This is a genomic window from Pseudomonas sp. LRF_L74, from assembly GCF_965644255.1.
Classification (GTDB): domain Bacteria; phylum Pseudomonadota; class Gammaproteobacteria; order Pseudomonadales; family Pseudomonadaceae; genus Aquipseudomonas.
In genome coordinates, this window is sequence record NZ_CBFFRH010000010.1 from 161,862 (window position 1) to 179,083 (window position 17,222).

The 17,222-nt window shown below is 62.9% G+C and carries 12 protein-coding genes; 6 read left to right on the forward strand and 6 right to left on the reverse strand.

Annotated elements, in window-relative coordinates; genetic code table 11:
- Window positions 1-52: 52 nt before the first annotated feature.
- The 4 genes from ACSZPK_RS22640 (at window position 53) to ACSZPK_RS22655 (ending at window position 6,859) form a co-directional block, all read left to right on the forward strand.
- Entirely contained in the window at window positions 53-1,093 is a 1,041-nt protein-coding gene (locus ACSZPK_RS22640; RefSeq protein WP_437883853.1) for an ABC transporter substrate-binding protein, read from the forward strand.
- An 80-nt stretch (window positions 1,094-1,173) separates the two neighbouring features.
- Window positions 1,174-3,402, forward strand: coding sequence for a TonB-dependent receptor (locus ACSZPK_RS22645; RefSeq protein ID WP_437883854.1), 2,229 nt, complete (start codon window positions 1,174-1,176; stop codon window positions 3,400-3,402).
- An 11-nt stretch (window positions 3,403-3,413) separates the two neighbouring features.
- Window positions 3,414-6,149, forward strand: coding sequence for a Tat pathway signal sequence domain protein (locus ACSZPK_RS22650; protein WP_437883855.1), 2,736 nt, complete (start codon window positions 3,414-3,416; stop codon window positions 6,147-6,149).
- A gap of 56 nt (window positions 6,150-6,205) precedes the next feature.
- A complete protein-coding gene (locus ACSZPK_RS22655) occupies window positions 6,206-6,859 on the forward strand; it encodes a DUF6250 domain-containing protein (protein WP_437883856.1) in 654 nt (217 codons plus the stop codon).
- 221 nt (window positions 6,860-7,080) lie between these two features.
- On the opposite strand, the gene ACSZPK_RS22660 is transcribed toward ACSZPK_RS22655, so the two are convergent.
- The 5 genes from ACSZPK_RS22660 to ACSZPK_RS22680 form a co-directional block, all read right to left on the reverse strand.
- Entirely contained in the window at window positions 7,081-7,932 is an 852-nt protein-coding gene (locus ACSZPK_RS22660; RefSeq protein WP_437883857.1) for an alpha/beta fold hydrolase, read from the reverse strand.
- Window positions 7,933-8,005: 73 nt separating this feature from the next.
- Complete coding sequence (locus ACSZPK_RS22665; RefSeq protein WP_437883858.1) at window positions 8,006-8,944, reverse strand: LysR family transcriptional regulator; 939 nt, start codon at window positions 8,942-8,944, stop codon at window positions 8,006-8,008.
- Between the two features lie 132 nt (window positions 8,945-9,076).
- Complete coding sequence (locus tag ACSZPK_RS22670; RefSeq protein ID WP_437883859.1) at window positions 9,077-10,873, reverse strand: diguanylate cyclase domain-containing protein; 1,797 nt, start codon at window positions 10,871-10,873, stop codon at window positions 9,077-9,079.
- A gap of 412 nt (window positions 10,874-11,285) precedes the next feature.
- The gene (locus ACSZPK_RS22675; RefSeq protein ID WP_437883860.1) at window positions 11,286-12,608 is read right to left on the reverse strand and encodes an LLM class flavin-dependent oxidoreductase; all 1,323 of its coding nucleotides are present in this window, start codon (window positions 12,606-12,608) and stop codon (window positions 11,286-11,288) included.
- A gap of 176 nt (window positions 12,609-12,784) precedes the next feature.
- The gene (locus ACSZPK_RS22680; RefSeq protein ID WP_437883861.1) at window positions 12,785-14,380 is read right to left on the reverse strand and encodes an inorganic phosphate transporter; all 1,596 of its coding nucleotides are present in this window, start codon (window positions 14,378-14,380) and stop codon (window positions 12,785-12,787) included.
- A gap of 162 nt (window positions 14,381-14,542) precedes the next feature.
- On the opposite strand from ACSZPK_RS22680, the gene ACSZPK_RS22685 reads away from it, so the two are divergent.
- Window positions 14,543-15,751, forward strand: a complete 1,209-nt coding sequence (locus ACSZPK_RS22685) for an MFS transporter (RefSeq protein ID WP_437883862.1) — start codon at window positions 14,543-14,545, stop codon at window positions 15,749-15,751.
- On the opposite strand, the gene ACSZPK_RS22690 is transcribed toward ACSZPK_RS22685, so the two are convergent.
- Window positions 15,748-16,665 (reverse strand): LysR substrate-binding domain-containing protein, encoded by a 918-nt coding sequence (locus tag ACSZPK_RS22690; RefSeq protein ID WP_437883863.1) that lies wholly within the window; start codon window positions 16,663-16,665, stop codon window positions 15,748-15,750. The two genes, ACSZPK_RS22685 and ACSZPK_RS22690, sit on opposite strands and share 4 nt — an antisense overlap.
- Before the next feature lie 126 nt (window positions 16,666-16,791).
- Here ACSZPK_RS22690 and ACSZPK_RS22695 point away from each other — a divergent pair, with 126 nt between their 5' ends.
- A complete protein-coding gene (locus tag ACSZPK_RS22695; RefSeq protein ID WP_437883864.1) occupies window positions 16,792-17,184 on the forward strand; it encodes a RidA family protein in 393 nt (130 codons plus the stop codon).
- The last annotated feature ends 38 nt before the right edge of the window (window positions 17,185-17,222 follow it).

Genomic DNA, 17,222 nt, shown 5'->3' on the forward strand with positions numbered 1-17,222 from the left:
GGTGCGCCTGCCGGGCCCATGCCCGCCTCGAATCCACCATGAGTAAGCCACGATGAACCTGCCGCGCCTGCCCCGTCCGATCCGTTCCCGCCTTTGCCTGCTGGCCGTCGCCTGCTGCATGGCGTTGCCGGTCCAGGCGGCGACGCAGATTCGCATCGCGGTGTCGGACATCGGTTCCAGCAAGACGCCGGCCGGTGGCGGCCTGGTCGATGTACTGCATGGCCAGCGCCTGCTGGAGCAGGCCTTCGCCAAGGATGACGTCGAGGTCGAGTGGGTGTTCATCAAGGGCGCTGGCCCGCTGATCAACGAGGCCTTCGCCAACGGCCAGGTGGACATCGCCTACCTCGGCGACCTGGCCAGCATCGTCGGCAAGTCCGGTGGGCTGGATACCCGCGTGGTGGCTGCCGCCGCCCGTGGCGTCAACCACTACCTGGCGGTACGTCCGGGAGCGGATATCCACAGCCTGGATGACCTGCGCGGCAAGCGCGTCGGCCTGTTCCGTGGCACCGCCGCGCAACTGTCGTTCATCAACGCCTTGCGCACCGCCAACCTGAGCGAGCGCGACCTGAAAGTGGTCAACCTCGACTTCGCCGCCTCCACCGCGGCGTTGGCCGCCGGGCACATCGACGCCACCTGGGGCGGCAACAATGCCCTGGCCTTGAAGCAACGCGGCCTCGCCGAATTGCCGGTGTCGACCAAGCAGACCGAGGGCAACGCAGGCCAACTGAGCGGCCTGGTCCTGGCCACCCAGGCGTTCATCGACCAGCATCCCGAACTGCTCCAGCGCCTGCTGCAGGTACAGAGCGACGCCGCACGATGGGCCGCGCAGAACCGCGAGGCCTATATCGTCCTGCAGGAGCAGCAGAGCGGTTATCCACAAAGCCTGATCCGCGAGGAACTGGGCGACCAGGACCTTGCCGAGCTGCTCTCGCCAGCCCTGGACCCGCACTTCGTCGCCAATCTCGAACGGGCCGCCAGCGCCGCGCGGGAGGCCGGGCTGATCCGCCGCCCGGTCGACGTCGGCCAATGGCTCGCCCCGGAATTTCTCGACCGCCTACGCCGCGAAGAGCGAGCGGTCACCGCCCAACCCTAAACAGCCAACACTCCAATCGCCATCTCCACCGCCAGGCCGACCCGGCGGCCAGTGGCTCATTGCGCATCGAGGAATCGTCCATGAAAGTGTCCCACTCCACCTGGCTGATCGGCCTGGCCCTGCTACCGACCCTCCTGCCCGCCGCGGAAAGTACCCAGGCCGCCGAGGAAAACCGTCTCAAGACCGTGCGGGTCGAGGCCGATCGCGCCATCGACCCACAGAAAACGCCGAGTTCGTCCACCGCCATCGACGGCAAGGAACTCGAACAGCAAGGCATCCAGCGCCTGGAAGATCTGCCGCAACTGGCCCCCGGCCTGGACGTGGCCATCGTCGACCCGTACGACACCCGCCTGACCATCCGTGGCATCGGTGACGGCGGCGGCACCGAGATCAACATCGGCATGCCCAGCAGCGTCGGCCTGTTCCTCGACAACGTTTACCTGAGCCGCCCCGGCATGCTCTCCAACGACCTGCTGGACATCGACAGCGCCACCGTCCTGGCCGGCCCGCAAGGCACCATCTACGGCTACAGCACCACCGGCGGCGCCATCGACATCCGCACGCGCAAGCCGACCTTCGAGCCCGAGGGCTCGTTCAAGCAGTCCTTCGGCCAGCGCGGCTACACCCAGACCCAGGGCATGCTCTCCGGCCCGTTGAGCGAAACCCTGGCCGGGCGCATCAACTTCTCCCACACCGAGCGTGGCGGCTACGTGAAGAACCAGGATTCCGGCCATGAACTGGGCGGCAGCATCCAGGACGGCGTGCGCGGTCAACTCTACTGGGTGCCGAACGACGACTTCAGCCTGCGCCTGATCGCCGACTACAACGACGCGCGCAACGACCCGGTGTCGGTGCTGGAATCGGCCAACCCGATCAACGGCGTCGACCTGTTCCTCAACCGCGCCCGCACCGCCGGGGCGAACCCCGTAGTGGGCGGCGTCAATACCGACGACGAGAACCACACCCGCCTGCAGCAGGGTGGCGTTTCCGCCGAGGCCAACTGGTCCCTGGCCAATGGCTACAACCTGCGCTCGACCACCGCCTTCCGTTATTTCGGCTACAAGCCGAGCACCACCGACACCCTCGACATCCCGCTGTACGCCGACAGTGGCGCGGACGTGCGCGACCGCATCTGGTCCCAGGAAGTACGCCTCGACTCGCCACGCGGCGAACACTTCGACTACGCCATCGGCGCCCTGTACTTCGGCGAGAACCTCGACACCTACGCCCACGATAACTACGCCAACAACGCCCAGGCGACGACCTGGTACGGCAACAGCGCACTCAACGGCAAGCTGGTGCAGCGCTGGGGCGAGATCGACGAGAACGTCTTCTCGCTGTTCACCCAAGGCACCTGGCACGCCACCGATCGCCTCGATGTGACGGCAGGCGTACGCGCCACCTACCAGGAAAAGTCCGGCTCCTTCGTGCGCGTCAACCGCAACGATTTCAACTCCGGCAACCTCAAGCAGTACAACACCCTGCCCGCCGGCCTGCTCAACTTCAGCTACTGGTTCCAGCCCAACCTGCAGGGTTACCTGACCCTGGCCTACGGCGAGAAGGCCGGCGGCCTGAACATCTCCTCCGGCGCCGCTGGCCGCGCCGGCTACGACAGCCTGTTCATCGACCCGGAACAGACCCGTAGCGCCGAGATCGGCATCAAGAGCAACTGGCTCGACCAGCGCGTGAGCTTCGATGCCGCGCTGTTCTACTCCAAGATCGACAGCTTCCAGACCACCGCCTACGACGAGGAATTCCAGACCTCGTACCTGATCAACGCCGGCACCATCCGCTCGCGCGGCGTCGCCGCCGACCTGACCGTCCGCCCCATCGACGGCCTCACCGTAGGCCTCAACGGCACCCTGCTCGACGCCCGCTACATGGAATTCAGCAACGGCCGCTGCCCGGCGGAAGTGACCCTGGCCGGCAACGCCCCGGCGACCTGCGACCTCAGCGGCGAACGGGTGTTCCGCTCGCCCAAGGTCACCTACAACCTGACCAGCCGCTACGAGTGGGGCCTGGGCGACGGTCTCGATGCCTTCGTCTCGGCCCGCTGGAGCTACCGCAGCTGGGCCTACGGAACAGTCGAGAACTCGCGCTTCACGCGTATCCCTGGCTACGGCCTGCTCAACCTGTCCACCGGCCTCAGCGGCCAATACAACGACGGGCGCTGGAACGCTTCGCTGTGGCTGAACAACGCCCTGAACAAGACCTACTACCGCACCCTCAGCGCGGGCAGCTACGGCGAGGTCTACGGTAACAAGGGCGAACCGCGCACCCTGGGCGTGACCCTCGGCTACGACTTCTAAGTGAGCGAACGATGAACGAACTGCCCCTGACTCGCCGCCATTTCGTGCAGATCGCCGGCCTCGCGCCGCTGGCCATGCCACTGCTGGGTGGCGCTGCCCTGGCCGACGATGGCATTGCCGGTGTGCGTGCGCCCACGGGCACCGAACTGCACTGGCTCGATGGCAAGCTGCCGAGGGCGTTCGCCGGGGTCACCTGGGGCACGCCCTGGCCCCAGGGCCAGGTGCCGGGCGACAGCGCCTTCGAACTGAGCGATGCCGACGGCCGTCGCCAGCCATTGCAAAGCTGGCCGCTGGCGCGCTGGCCGGACGGCTCGCTGAAGTGGAGCGGCCATGCCCTGGCGCCACAGGCAGGCGTCAGCGAACGCTATCGCCTGCATCCGGTTCGTCCAGGCAGACGCCAGGGCCGTGATCTGCTCAGCGCTACGGCAAACGCCTTCCACATCGATACCGGCACGCTGCGTTGCACGGTGCCGCGTGGCGGGCCACTGCTGATCGAACGCATCCTGCGCGACGGCCAGCCAGCGCTGGAGAACGGCGCGCTGACCCTGCTGGTGCAGAACGATCCAGACGACGGCAGCATCAGCACACGCCGCTACCGCAGCCAGGTGAACAGCGCCGAAGTCGAGCAGAACGGCCCGGCCCGCGCCCTGCTCACCCTGCGCGGCGAACACCGCGCGGAGGATGGCAGCACACTCTTGCCCTTCATCGTGCGCCTGTATTTCCATGCCGGCTCCAGCGCCTTGCGCATCCTGCATACCCTCGTCTATGACGGCAGCGAGAAGGACTTCATCAAGGGCCTTGGCCTGACCTTCGATGTGCCGCTGGAGGCGCCGCTGCATGACCGCCATGTGCGTTTCGTCGACGAAGAGGGCGGCCTGTTCGCCGAGGCCGTGCGTGGCCTCAGCGGGCTGCGCCGTGATCCGGGACCGGGCGTGATCGCAGCGCAACTGGCCGGCCAGGCCGTGCCGGAACTGACCGAGCCCGTGGCCTCCGGCCTCGACTACATTCCCGCCTTCGGCAGCTATCGCCTGGTGCAGGCACACAGCGATGCGTTCAGCATCGCCAAACGTACCCACGCCGGCCAGGGTTGGCTGCACGCCGCCAGTGGCGGTCGCGCGGCAGGCACCGGCTACCTCGGCACGCCAAAGGGCGGCGTGGCGTTCGGCATCCGCAATTTCTGGCAGAGCTATCCGGCGCAACTGGACATCGACAACGCCCACAGCGAGCGCGCTCAGGTCACCCTCTGGCTGTGGTCGCCCCAGGCCGAACCGATGGACATGCGCGCCATTCACGACGGCCTTGGCCAGGACAGTCATGAGAAACAGCGCCAGGCCCTGGAGATCACTTACGAAGACTACGAGCCCGGCTTCGCCACGGCACTCGGCGTGGCGCGCACCAGTGAGTTGCAACTGGAGGTGCTCGACGCCACGCCATCGGCCGAACGCCTGCTGGCCATCGCCGAGCGTATCGCCCAACCGCCACTGCTGATCGCCACGCCCCAGCGCCTGCATGCCGCAGGCGTGTTCGGCCCCGGCTGGTCGCCAGTGCGCCCCGGCGAAGACGAGCAGGAGCGGCAACTGGCCTGGTACTTCGATTTCTACCACGGCGAAATCGAACAGCGGCGCTGGTACGGGTTCTGGGACTACGGCGACGTCATGCACACCTACGACGGCGACCGCCATGTCTGGCGCTACGACGTGGGCGGCTATGCCTGGGACAACTCCGAGCTGAGTACCGACCTGTGGCTCTGGTACTACTTCCTGCGCAGCGGTCGCGCCGACGTGTTCCGCATGGCCGAGGCGATGACCCGGCACACCGGCGAAGTCGACGTGCATCACCTCGGCCCCTTCGCCCCGCTCGGCTCGCGGCACAACGTGCGGCATTGGGGCGACAGCGCCAAGCAACTGCGTGTGTCCACCGCCGCCAACCGACGCTTCCTCTACTACCTCACTGCCGACGAGCGTACCGGCGAGCTGCTGCGTGAACAGGTGGAAGCCTTGCGCACCCTGCGCGACATCGTCCCGGCGCGCAAGATCGGCCAGGTCGCGCCGAGCGATCCAGCCTACGTCAACCTGTTCTTCGGCATCGACTTCGGCGCCGTGGCGGCAGCCTGGTTGACCGAGTGGGAACGCACCGGCGACACGAAGATCCGCCAGCGCCTGCTCAATGGCATGACCTCCATCGCCGCCCAGCCCCACGGGTTCTTCACCGGCGAGGCGGACATGCACATCGACAGCGGCGCTTTCCGCCGCAACGACAGCGGCAAGCTCTACGTGCTGCACCTGAGTGCCGTATTCGGCCTCGCGGAAATCTGCGCCGAGTTGCTGCAGGTGCTGCCGGATGCCGGTTTCGAACGCGCCTGGCTGGATTACTGCCGCCTGTACAACGGCAGCGCCGAAGAGCAGCGCCAGGTCCTTGGCCAGGCGCTGCCTGCGACCAACCTGACCCAGGCCCACGCGCGCCTGACCGCCTTCGCCGCCTACCGCCAACACGACCCGGCCCTGCGCCAGCGGGCCTGGCGCGAGTTCGTCACCGGCCTGGGTGGTATTCCCAAACCCAACCGCACGACCCGGCGCGTCCTGCCGCCCCAGGTCCTGCGGCCTGTCGACGAAGCGGAACCGGTCTCGGTGATCGACCAACGCTCGGGCAGCACAGCCAACGCCAACCTGTCGACCAACGCCGTGGCGCAATGGGGCCTCACCGCCATTGCCCTGCTCGCCCTGGCGGGGCCGCCACCGTCGAATTGAAGGGGCAGCCCACGAGCCGCCCCAGCCATGAACTCCATCCTCAGAGAATTGCGTGCATGACCAACCGATCGCTCTCGGCGGGGCTAGCCGACCACGGCTCCCGCCCCCAGCTTCTGCTCGAAGACGACTTCCACGCGCTGTCGCCGTCACGCTGGACAATCGAAGCGCAACATCCCGCCACCAAGGTCTGGGTCGAGGGCAATCAATTGCTGATCGACAGCCCTGCGGGGGTCACCGTGTGGCTGAACGAAGCGCTCGAAGGCGACTACCGCATCGAATTCAAGCGTCGCGTACTGCTGGCCGAAGGCGCCAACGACCGCCTCTCCGACTTCAACCAGTTCTGGGCCGCCCGCGATCCGCGCAACGCTGAATTGTTCACCCGCGACGGCGTGCTGGAAGCCTACGACGACCTCGACCTGTACTACGTCGGCTTCGGCGGCAACGGCAACAGCACCACGCGTTTTCGCCGCTACGACGGCAGCGGCGAACGGCACATGCTTGGCGAGTACCTGGATGCGGCGCACCTGTTACGGGCCAATCACGACTACGCCATTCGGATCGACATGACGGCAACGGATACGTCCTTCTGGGTCGATGGCGAGCGCTTCTTCCAGGCTCGCCACCACTCAGCCCCTCGATCCGGACACTTTGGCTTGCGCTCGGTGCTCTCGCGCCAGGCGATCTCGGACTTCAGGGTGACGCGGACCTGATGGTCCACGCCATTGCAAGGGCGGAGCCTTTCAAGCAGGCAGCGCTGAGGCAGAAGCGGCCGTTCAAGATTATTAACCGTCACTCCCGCGAAGGCGGGAGCCCAAATAGAAGGCGCTTCTGGGTTCCCGCCTTCGCGGGAATGACGGAGGAATAACGAACGTCCGCAATTGCCTCGATGCAGCCATTCAATCCAAAGCGGCAACAGATCCGGATCTGATCATCACCGTTTCAGATGGCTATCGAGGAACTGCAACGTGGCCTGCAGCGATTCGCGGTTGTAGCGCTGGGTGTTCTCGAACATGGGTGCGACGAAGCTGTGGCTAACGCCTGGAACTTTTTTCAGAACCACAGGCACCTGCAAGGCACTCAAGCGCTCGGCCAGGCGCCGCGATTGATCGAATGGCACGACGCGGTCTGCATCACCATGAATCAACAGCGTGGCTGGCGCCTCGGCAGTCGCCCACAAGACCGGGCTGGCATCCTGCAAGACGGCTGCCGAGCAGGCTGTTTCACAACCGAGCATATGCCCGGTGGCGCTGGCGATATCGGGATATCCCTGTGTTGCGAGCAAGGCAGGCAGATCATAGATGCCGAACCACCCCACGAAAGCTGAAACTCGCGACTGCGCCTCGAACGCCGCCAAGGCCGCCAAATGAGCGCCTGCGGAAACGCCCCAGAACGCCACGCGATCAGGATCGATGGCGTACTCGTCAGCGTGTTCATGCAACCATCGCTGCGCCGCATGCAGATCGTCCAGCGCGGCCGGAAACGTCGCCTCGCCGCTCAGTCGGTACTCGACCGAAGCGACCCCGTAACCCGCAGCGGCAAAGCGCGCCAGCACCTCGGGAAAACGCGCCAGCGCGCCACTCGTTCGGGTATTACCTGCCGACCAACCGCCGCCGTGCACGAACACCAGCAACGGCCGGGGCTTTTCGGATTCTGCTGGCAGGTACAGATCCAGGGTCAGCGGGCGAAGCCCTTCCCTGCTCACATAGATCAGCCCAGGCAAACCACGCACGCCAGCAGGGAAGCTCAATGGGTAGGCTGTCGATGCCACCGGTCGTGGCGCCACCTCTACCTCCTCGAAAGTCCCTGTAGCCAATGCAGGAGCACTCAGCAGCGCCAGGGCCAGAATCGCAGCCGACTCAAACCTCACGGGCCTGCCGATCACGCGCCTGCAACTCGCGGTCGGCCTCCAGGAAACACTCCATCAACGTCTGTGCCGCATAGGACAAACGAAACCCCGCACGGCTGATGATGCCGTAGTGGGTGAAGAACTCTTCGGCCTGCTGATCCAGCCCCTCGACATCGAGCAAGACCAGGCTGCCATCGGCGAGGTGAGGGTTGCACGGGCTGGCACTGGTGGTGCCGATGGCATCGGAGTTGAGCACGACGGGCACCAGGCTGTAGCCGTTCTCACACTCGATGCCAGTCTTGAAATCGGGCCGTCCGCTGAGTTCGACCAGCGCCTTGCGCAGGTTGGGCGGGCGCACCGTGCCGGCAATCGGGTAGCGGAGCATCTGCTCCACCGTGACCCGCTCCTGCGCCGCCAGCGGGTGGCCGCTGCGGCAGCAGAACGCCCAACGGTGCTGGCTGAGATTCTGCACCTGGTAGTCCGGGTTGAACTCGAAGTAGCGACTGTCGGCAATGATGAACTCGAAATCATCGCTCAGCAGGCGCTGGCCCAGGGCCTGCCAGTTATCCACCTGGAAATGCAGGCGCACCTTGGGCAGGCGCTGGGTGAACAAGCCAACCGCCTGCGGCATCAACCAGGCAGCGGGGGCTGGACCGCAGGCAAAACGCATCTCCACTTCTTCGCGCTCGTTGAACTGGCTGACGTCGTTGACCAGTTCCTGCGCGTTACCGATCAGGCGCCGCGCGTGCTCGAGCACCACCAGTCCCTTGCGGGTCGGCTCCAGGTTACGGTTACGGTCGATCAGGCGTGCGCCAACGCTTTGCTCCAGCGCCTGGATGCTACGGCTGAAGGCTGATTGGGAAATGTTGGAGCTTTGCGCTGCCTGGGTGAAATTGCGGCACTCGACCAGCGCAATGAAATGCCTGAGTTGGCGCAGGTCTACGAACATGAAAGAAATCCGGCCGGACACAAAGGACGTGGATCATGCCGAAGGAACGGGGCCGGTAAAAATCACCAATTCGCATAACCATATGCGGTTCCCTATCCAAGTACCACGGGAATTAAACCACTACGCCTTGGTTCAGGTGTCGTACTTGGTCTCTGGGACAGTCCTGTCGAAAATATGGAACTGGTTCTTGCCCTTGCGCTTGGCCTGATACATTGCTTGATCCGCCTGCCGCAGCAGATCCAAGGCCGATCCGCCCTGCCCCTCATAGATGACTCCGCCGATACTGGTCGTACACCTATAGTCGCCACCCGGTAGTGCATAAGGCAAAGCCAGACTTTCTCTTACTTTCTCTATGACTATGCCCAGCCATTGATCGCTCGGGGTTACGGTTTGGCTGGGAGATATGAGCAAGACGAACTCGTCACCGCCAAGGCGGGCCGCCAAATCTGTTTTTCGCAAACAGCCAAGTAGACGACTGCCGGTCTCGGCAAGCAGTGCATCGCCGGCTTCATGCCCGAGGGTATCATTGATGGTCTTGAAGTTATCGAGATCGAGAAAAACAACAGCGAAGCCAACGCTGTCACGTTCATAGCGATCTATGTTTTTGCTCAGGATATCTATCAATAACCTGCGATTTGCCAGCCCGGTAAGCGTGTCATAAAAGGCAAGGCGCTGAATTTCAGCTTCGGCCGCCTTAATACGGGTGATATCGCGCGCGATCTTTGAAGCACCAATAATCTTCCCTGATTCGCTATAGATCGGTGAAATGCTTACCGAGATATCTATAAGGTGACCATCACGGTGCTGGCGCTGGGTTTGAAAATGTTCAACTTTCTCGCCGCGGGAAATCTTTTCGAGAATGTCGTCCTCTTCAAAAGCCCGATCCTCAGGAACGATTCTGCGTATCGAGTTACCGATCATCTCCTCGACGCTGTACCCGAAAATACGCTCGGCGCCGACATTCCAGCTCGCGACGATACTGTCTGTAGTCTTGCTTATGATCGCGTCCTCCGATGACTCGACGATGGCTTTGAAATGCATCAGATTCAGTGTCGCCAACTGACGTTGCGTGCTCGCGACCCAGGCCAGCACGCTGTTGGGCTCTTTGGCCTTGATCGGAGTGAGGAAGTCTCCACGGCCTAACTGATCCAATGTGCTTTGCAGGTCTTGCATCGGGCAGCCTATCAGCCTGCGAATCTCACGCCCCAGCAACGGTGTCAGTACAACCAGGGCACCTGTCATCAAGAAAAGGAAAAGCGTTGAGATCGAGAGACGCCGTTTAGCAATATCCACCGCAGCTTGAGTGCGGTTTATCACCATTTGCTGTGTTTCAATGATTGGTAGCATTACCTGCGCTTTGAGGTTAATGAACTTCTCGTCTGCCAGAGTCGACAAGGCAAGATCACGTTGTTGATTATTACGTGAATCCATATCGACACGCACGATGGCTTCTCTTTCGATTTCCACCAGCCGGTCCGAGCTGGCCTTGGCTTTTATGAGTTTTGCCAATTCGTCGTTGGTAAAGCCTGCGCGGCGCATCAACTCAATCAGTGCTACCGCCTCGCCATCCCGGTATCCAGTGTAAGAGGCACTGTGCCCCTCGGTATTTTTAAGTTCCCAGTAGGCAAGGCTGTAGTTGGTTGGTCGTCGCTGATGACCTTCACGGATTTCTACTACGGTATTGAAGTAGTCACGATAAACTGGATTTCCGGTTATCACGTAACTTCGCACCAGTCGCGCAAGATCCGTTGATGACTGACGTAGCTCTTCCGTCAGATATAGAGACAGTTCCCTGAGCTGGATGGCTTTCTGATATCTGCGCTGCTCCTGAAGTAAAACGAAAAACGCCAGCCCCAGCAATACGACCACAATAAACATGCCGTACAGATAAAGCTTAAATCGGTTCGGAAGTGCTTTATGATTCGACATTATTCACCTGGGAGACAGCTCCGTCTGATTACCCTTTAGCCTCAAGCCAGATCAGCGTATGACTTGCGCCTCACTCATAAAGCCTCTTTGTTAAGTTTTAGTCGGGTAGTGCCATTCGTCACGCCACATGCACGAATTTCGGCTATTTCACGGCCAGCCGCTGTTTTCAGTGCCAATAGGGCTTAACCAGACTAGTAGCATGATGGCAACTGGCAATCAAGCCAAGGACTCTGGCCCGCAGGACGATCCTTGCCCCCCGATGGAATCTCGCAAAACCAGCCGAGTGCCCGCCTATGCTGAGCCTATTCGCCGACCAGGAATGCGAAGCGGAACTCGATGGATTGGGCGATCTGCCAGGGTCTATTGCCGCTTCGTCGCACGCTGCGCTGCCGCGACGAAACGGCAACGAATCCTAGAAAAAACGGTTGCCCGGACGCGGCAGGCCAAGGTGTTCGCGCAGCGTAGTACCCTCGTACTCGCGGCGGAACAGTCCACGTCGCTGCAGCTCGGGCACGACCCGCTCGGTAAAGGCATACAGCCCGCCAGGCAACCAGGGGAACATGATGTTGAAGCCGTCGCTGCCGTCCTCGTACAGCCACTGCTCCATCTCATCGGCGATGCTCTGCGCGGTACCGACGAACGCCAGGCCGGCGTAGCCACCCAGGCGCTGGGCCAGCTGGCGCACGGTGAGCTTCTCGCGCTCGGCAATGCCCAAGACCCGCTCGCGCGACGACTTGCTCTGGTTGGTATCCGGCACCTCGGGCAGGAAGCCATCCGGGTCGAAGCGACTGGCATCCACACCCAGGGCGATGCTCAGGGAGGCAATGGCGCTCTCGTAGTGCACCAGGCTGTCGAGGCGCGCGCGAATGCGCCTGGCCTCTTCCAGCGTATCGCCGACCACGACGAAGGCGCCCGGCAGGATCTTCAGATGCTCGGGATTGCGTCCCAGGCGCTGCATCCGGCCCTTCACGTCGGCAAAAAACGCCTTGCCCTCGTCCAGCGTCGTGTGGCCGGCGAACACCACCTCGGCGGTTTCCGCCGCGAGTTGGCGGCCTGGCTCGGAAGCGCCAGCCTGGACGATCACCGGCCAGCCCTGGGGCGGCCGGGCGATATGCAGCGGACCGCGCACCGACAGGTACTCGCCCTTGTGATCCAGGGTATGCAGCTTGTCCGGGTCGAAATACGTGCCGCTGTCGACGTCGCGCACGAACGCATCATCGGCCCAACTGTCCCACAGGCCGGTGACCACCTCATAGAACTCCCGGGCCCGCGCATAGCGCTGGCCGTGATCGAGATGTTCTTCGAGGCCGAAATTCAGCGCCGCATCGGGGTTGGCGGTGGTCACGATATTCCAGCCCGCACGCCCTTCGCTGAGATGATCCAGCGAAGCGAAACGCCGGGCGATATGGAACGGATCGTCGAAGCTGGTGGACGCCGTCGCCACCAGGCCGATGCGTTCGGTGGCCTGGCTCAGGGCGGAAAGCAGCGTGAAGGGTTCGAACGAAGTGGCGGTGTGGCTACGCTTGAGCGCCTCGCGCGGCATGTTCAGCAGCGCCAGGTGGTCGGCCATGAAGAAGGCATCGAACTTCGCCGCCTCCAGTGCCTGGGCCAGGGTGCGGATGTGACGGAAATTGAAGTTGGCGTCTGGCCAGGCGCCCGGGTAACGCCAGGCACCGGTATGAATGCTGATCGGGCGCATGAAGGCGCCGAGCTTGAGCTGCCGTTGGGTACTCATGACGAACCTTGCTTGACCAGGGAGCGCTCAAGCATCGGCCTTGCCGGCTCGCGGTACAAATAACCTTGGGTTATGCCTTATGCCGTTTCGGATGCGGTGCATCCCCGTTAGAGACTGAACGTCTGGCAGGCACGTTAAAGCCTGAAGGTACATCCAGGCTTTAACGTTTTTACCTCTCAAGCCAACCGCGAGAACAGCCAATAGAGAATCGCCGACAGCACGATGGCCACCGGCAGCGTCAGCACCCAGGCCATGACCAGGTTACGGATGGTGCGCATCTGCAGGCCAGAGCCATTGGCCGCCATGGTCCCGGCCACCCCGGACGACAGTACGTGCGTGGTCGAGACCGGCAGGCCATAGACATCCGCCGCACCGATGGTGGCCATGGCGACCAATTCAGCCGAAGCGCCTTGGGCATAAGTCAGGTGCGTCTTGCCGATGCGCTCGCCAACGGTCACCACGATCCGCCGCCAACCGACCATGGTGCCCAGGCCAAGAGCGATGGCCACGATGACTTTCACCCAGGTCGGAATGAAGCGCGTCGCATCGTCGAGGTACCCCTTGAAGGCTTGCAGCCGAGCCGTGGTCTCTTCGTTGAAGTTGCCAACGCCCTGCTTGCCCATCATCCGAATCGTCTCGGCGGTCAGGTACATATCGTTGCGTACGTTGCGCATCGCCTCGGCCGGCACCCGAGACAGCGAGCCATAGCCGCCGACGTCATCCGCCAGGCTCCCCGCCATGGCCGCCAGGGCAGGAACCAGCTCAGGCGTAGCCTCTTGCGAGGACAGGAAGCCCGCGAGCACCGCACGCGGATCGGCGGGTGCCGCCTGGGGCGCAATCGCAGCCAGGGATTGCTGGGTCACCTGGGCCACCGCGATGAACTGCTGGGTCTGCGACTCGGGAATGGCCCGGTTCAGCGAGTAGGCCATCGGCAAGGTGCCGATCAGGATCAGCATGATCAGGCCCATGCCCTTCTGCCCGTCGTTGGAACCGTGGGCGAACGAGACCCCGGTGCAGGTCATGATCAGCAGGCTGCGAATCCAGAACGGCGGCGGCGCGTCGCCCTTCGGCGCGGAGTAGAGTTCGCGGTTCTTCACCAGCGCCCTCAGGGCGAGCAGCAGCAAGGCGGCGCAGATAAAACCGATCAGCGGCGACAGCAGCAAGGCGTAGCCGACCTTGAGGACTTGCGACCAGTCCACGCCGCTGGTGCCGTCGTGTCCGGTCATCAATGCGTTGGCGATACCAACGCCGATGATCGAGCCGATCAGGGTATGCGAGGACGAGGCCGGCAAGCCCAGCCACCAGGTACCAAGGTTCCAGAGGATGGCGGAAATCAGCAGGGCGAAGACCATGGCAAAGCCATTGGTCGACCCCACCTGCAGGATCAACTCCACCGGTAACAAAGCGATGATGCCGAATGCCACCGCTCCGCTCGACAGCAGCACACCGAGGAAGTTGAAGGCACCGGACCAGACCACCGCGACGTGAGCCGGCAGCGAGTGGGTATAGATGACCGTGGCCACCGCGTTGGCGGTGTCATGGAAACCGTTGACGAACTCGAAGCCCAGGGCGATCAGCAAAGCGACGCCCAGCAGCAGGAACGGTGTCCAGGTCGTCGTCGCAGTCGGGCTGGTATCCACGTCATGGGCCAGGTTCCAGATGGCATAGGTGAAGCCAGCAGCGATGATGCAGAAAAACACCAGCCGGGACAGCCGGCCAGACTTGCGATCCAGCGCCGGCCTGCTGGCGACATCGAGTGTGTCGGTAATCATGCGGGAAACTCCGTTTACAGAGGCGTCCCGTCATCATCCCGGTCATTTGTTACAAAAGTATTCTCAGGGTGGATATTTCCCCATGGCTTTCATGGTGGCATCGCTCATCCCTGGCCCCATCATGGTGCATAATCCGTTTCTTTTTGTGTCCGGATGATCCTGATGTCCAGCAGTACCACCGCTTCGGCGCCCGTCAGCGCGCCAACCGTCAGCCCCCTGGTCATGCGCGTGATCGGCGCTTGCGCCCTGGCTCACCTGATCAATGATCTGATCCAGTCGGTCCTGCCTTCGATCTACCCGATGCTCAAGACCAACTATGGCCTGAGCTTCACTCAAGTCGGTCTGATCACCCTGACCTTCCAGCTCACCGCCTCGCTGCTACAGCCGTGGGTCGGCTTTTATACCGACCGTCACCCCAAACCCTGGCTGCTGCCGGCGGGCATGGTCTGCACGTTGATCGGTATTCTCCTGCTCGCCTTCGTCGGCAGCTTTCCCTCGCTGCTGCTGGCTTCGGCGCTGGTGGGCATCGGCTCGTCGACCTTCCACCCGGAAACGTCCCGCGTCGCGCGACTGGCCTCAGGCGGGCGCTACGGTCTGGCACAATCGACCTTCCAGGTCGGCGGCAATGCCGGCACCGCATTCGGCCCCCTGCTGGCGGCGGCCATCATCATCCCTTACGGCCAAGCCAACGTGGCCTGGTTCGGCCTGTTCGCGGTATTCGCCATCGGTGTGCTGTACGGACTGAGCCGCTGGTACCGCAACCACCTCAACCTGTTCAAGCTCAAGGCCGGCGGCAAAGCCACCCACGGCCTGTCCAAGCGGCGTGTGACCTTTGCGCTGGTCGTGCTGGCCCTGCTGGTATTCGGCAAGTACTTCTACATGGCCAGCTTCCTTAGCTACTTCACCTTCTACCTGATGGAAAAGTTCGACCTCTCGGTGGCCAGCTCGCAGATGCACCTGTTCCTGTTCCTCGGCGCCGTCGCCGCCGGTACCTTCTTCGGCGGCCCCATCGGCGACAAGATCGGGCGCAAGGCAGTGATCTGGTTCTCGATCCTCGGCGTCGCGCCGTTCACATTGGCCCTACCCTACGTCGACCTGTTCTGGACCGGCGTACTGAGCGTGATCATCGGCTTCATCCTCGCCTCGGCCTTCTCGGCCATCGTGGTCTTCGCCCAGGAACTGGTGCCGGGCAACGTCGGCATGATCGCTGGCGTGTTCTTCGGCCTGATGTTCGGCTTCGGCGGTATCGGCGCCGCGCTGCTCGGCCACTTGGCGGACATCCATGGTATCGAAGAGGTCTACCGACTCTGCTCGTACCTGCCGCTGTTCGGCCTGCTGACCATCCTGCTGCCACGTATCAAGACCCGCTAACGCGCCAGCACAGGGACGTGCTTCGCCATCAACGCCACCACCCAATCGATGAACACCCGCAGCTTGGCACTGACATGCCGGTTCGGCGGGTAGGCCAGATAAAGTGGCATCGGCTCCAGTTCCCAATCCTCGAACAGTTGCTGCAGCTCGCCGTTCTGCACATGAGCCCGCGCCATGTACTCGGGTGACCACAACACGCCAAGCCCGGCAACACCCGCCGCCAGATAGGCGTTACCGTCATCCACGGCGATAACGTGACGCCCATGCAAGTTGACACTCTCGTTGCCACGCCGCATGGCATAGGGCATCGCCTTGCGACTGCGCGACCAGAGGAAACCGACGATCCGATGATGGCTGTCCTCCAGCTCAAGCGGATGCGCAGGTACTCCAACACTCCGCAGATAAGCCGGCGCCGCATAGATGCCTGAGCGCAGATCGCCGATATGCCGAGCCACCAGCGACTGGTCGGTGATCGTACCGCCACGGATCACGCAGTCGACGTTCTCGTCGATCAGATCGACCATGCGATCACTGACGCCCATGTCGATCTGGATATCCGGATAACGCTGGTGAAAGTCCGCCAAGGCCGGAATCAGGATCACCCGCGCCAGCGGGCTAGGCACGTCCACCCGCAAGCGCCCGCGCGGCAACACGGTGGCATCGGACAAACTGGTCTCGGCGTCATCCAGGTCCGCCAGCAGCCGAGTCACCCGCTCGTAGTAGACAAGGCCATCGGCGGTCACCTGGACCTTGCGCGTGGTTCGGTTGAACAAGCGCACACGCAGGCGAGCCTCCAGTTGCTGCACCAGTTGCGTAACGCTGGTCTTGCTCATGTGCAGGGTCTCGGCAGCCTTGGTGAAACTGCCGGTTTCCACCACACGGACGAATGCCTGCATCGCATCGAAACGGTCCATCACGGCTCCAGGGGTCAAGGATTGTTTGAATTCTACAAACAGTCCTGATCAATGTTGCGCGTTTATCGCAACGACGCCCCGCCCTAGCCTGCCTCCATCGCCACAACATGCTTATGGAGACAGTTGATGACTACCCGTGACGTCGTCTTCCCCGCAGGCCGCCAGGCACTCTACGAACGCAATCGCTATTCACCAGCGGTTCGCGCCAATGGCTTGCTGTTCGTTTCCGGCCAGGTCGGCAGCCGCGAAGACGGCTCGCCGGAGCCGGAACTGGAGCAACAAGTCCGTCGTGCCTTCGAAAACCTCAACGCCGTACTGGCTGCCGCCGGCTGCACCTTCGCCGATGTACAGGACGTCACCGTGTTCATCGTCGATGCTGAAAAGAACTTCGAAAGGATCTGGCAAGTCGTGCCCGAGTATTGGGGCGAATCACCTTTCCCGACTGTAACCGCCGTCGGCGTGACCTGGCTCTATGGTTTCCAGTTCGAGATCAAGGTGATTGCCAGGTTGCCGGAGTGAAGTGCATTTGCACTGTCGTTTGCCCATATTGCAGCGTG

Excerpts from the sequence above, each read along its gene's own strand:
- ACSZPK_RS22640 (WP_437883853.1), top strand. The coding sequence starts at position 53 with ATGAACCTGCCGCGCCTGCCCCGTCCGATCCGTTCCCGCCTTTGCCTG.
- ACSZPK_RS22645 (WP_437883854.1), top strand. The coding sequence starts at position 1,174 with ATGAAAGTGTCCCACTCCACCTGGCTGATCGGCCTGGCCCTGCTACCG.
- ACSZPK_RS22650 (WP_437883855.1), top strand. The coding sequence starts at position 3,414 with ATGAACGAACTGCCCCTGACTCGCCGCCATTTCGTGCAGATCGCCGGC.
- ACSZPK_RS22655 (WP_437883856.1), top strand. The coding sequence starts at position 6,206 with ATGACCAACCGATCGCTCTCGGCGGGGCTAGCCGACCACGGCTCCCGC.
- ACSZPK_RS22665 (WP_437883858.1), bottom strand. The coding sequence starts at position 8,944 with ATGTTCGTAGACCTGCGCCAACTCAGGCATTTCATTGCGCTGGTCGAG.
- ACSZPK_RS22670 (WP_437883859.1), bottom strand. The coding sequence starts at position 10,873 with ATGTCGAATCATAAAGCACTTCCGAACCGATTTAAGCTTTATCTGTAC.
- ACSZPK_RS22675 (WP_437883860.1), bottom strand. The coding sequence starts at position 12,608 with ATGAGTACCCAACGGCAGCTCAAGCTCGGCGCCTTCATGCGCCCGATC.
- ACSZPK_RS22680 (WP_437883861.1), bottom strand. The coding sequence starts at position 14,380 with ATGATTACCGACACACTCGATGTCGCCAGCAGGCCGGCGCTGGATCGC.
- ACSZPK_RS22685 (WP_437883862.1), top strand. The coding sequence starts at position 14,543 with ATGTCCAGCAGTACCACCGCTTCGGCGCCCGTCAGCGCGCCAACCGTC.
- ACSZPK_RS22690 (WP_437883863.1), bottom strand. The coding sequence starts at position 16,665 with ATGGACCGTTTCGATGCGATGCAGGCATTCGTCCGTGTGGTGGAAACC.
- ACSZPK_RS22695 (WP_437883864.1), top strand. The coding sequence starts at position 16,792 with ATGACTACCCGTGACGTCGTCTTCCCCGCAGGCCGCCAGGCACTCTAC.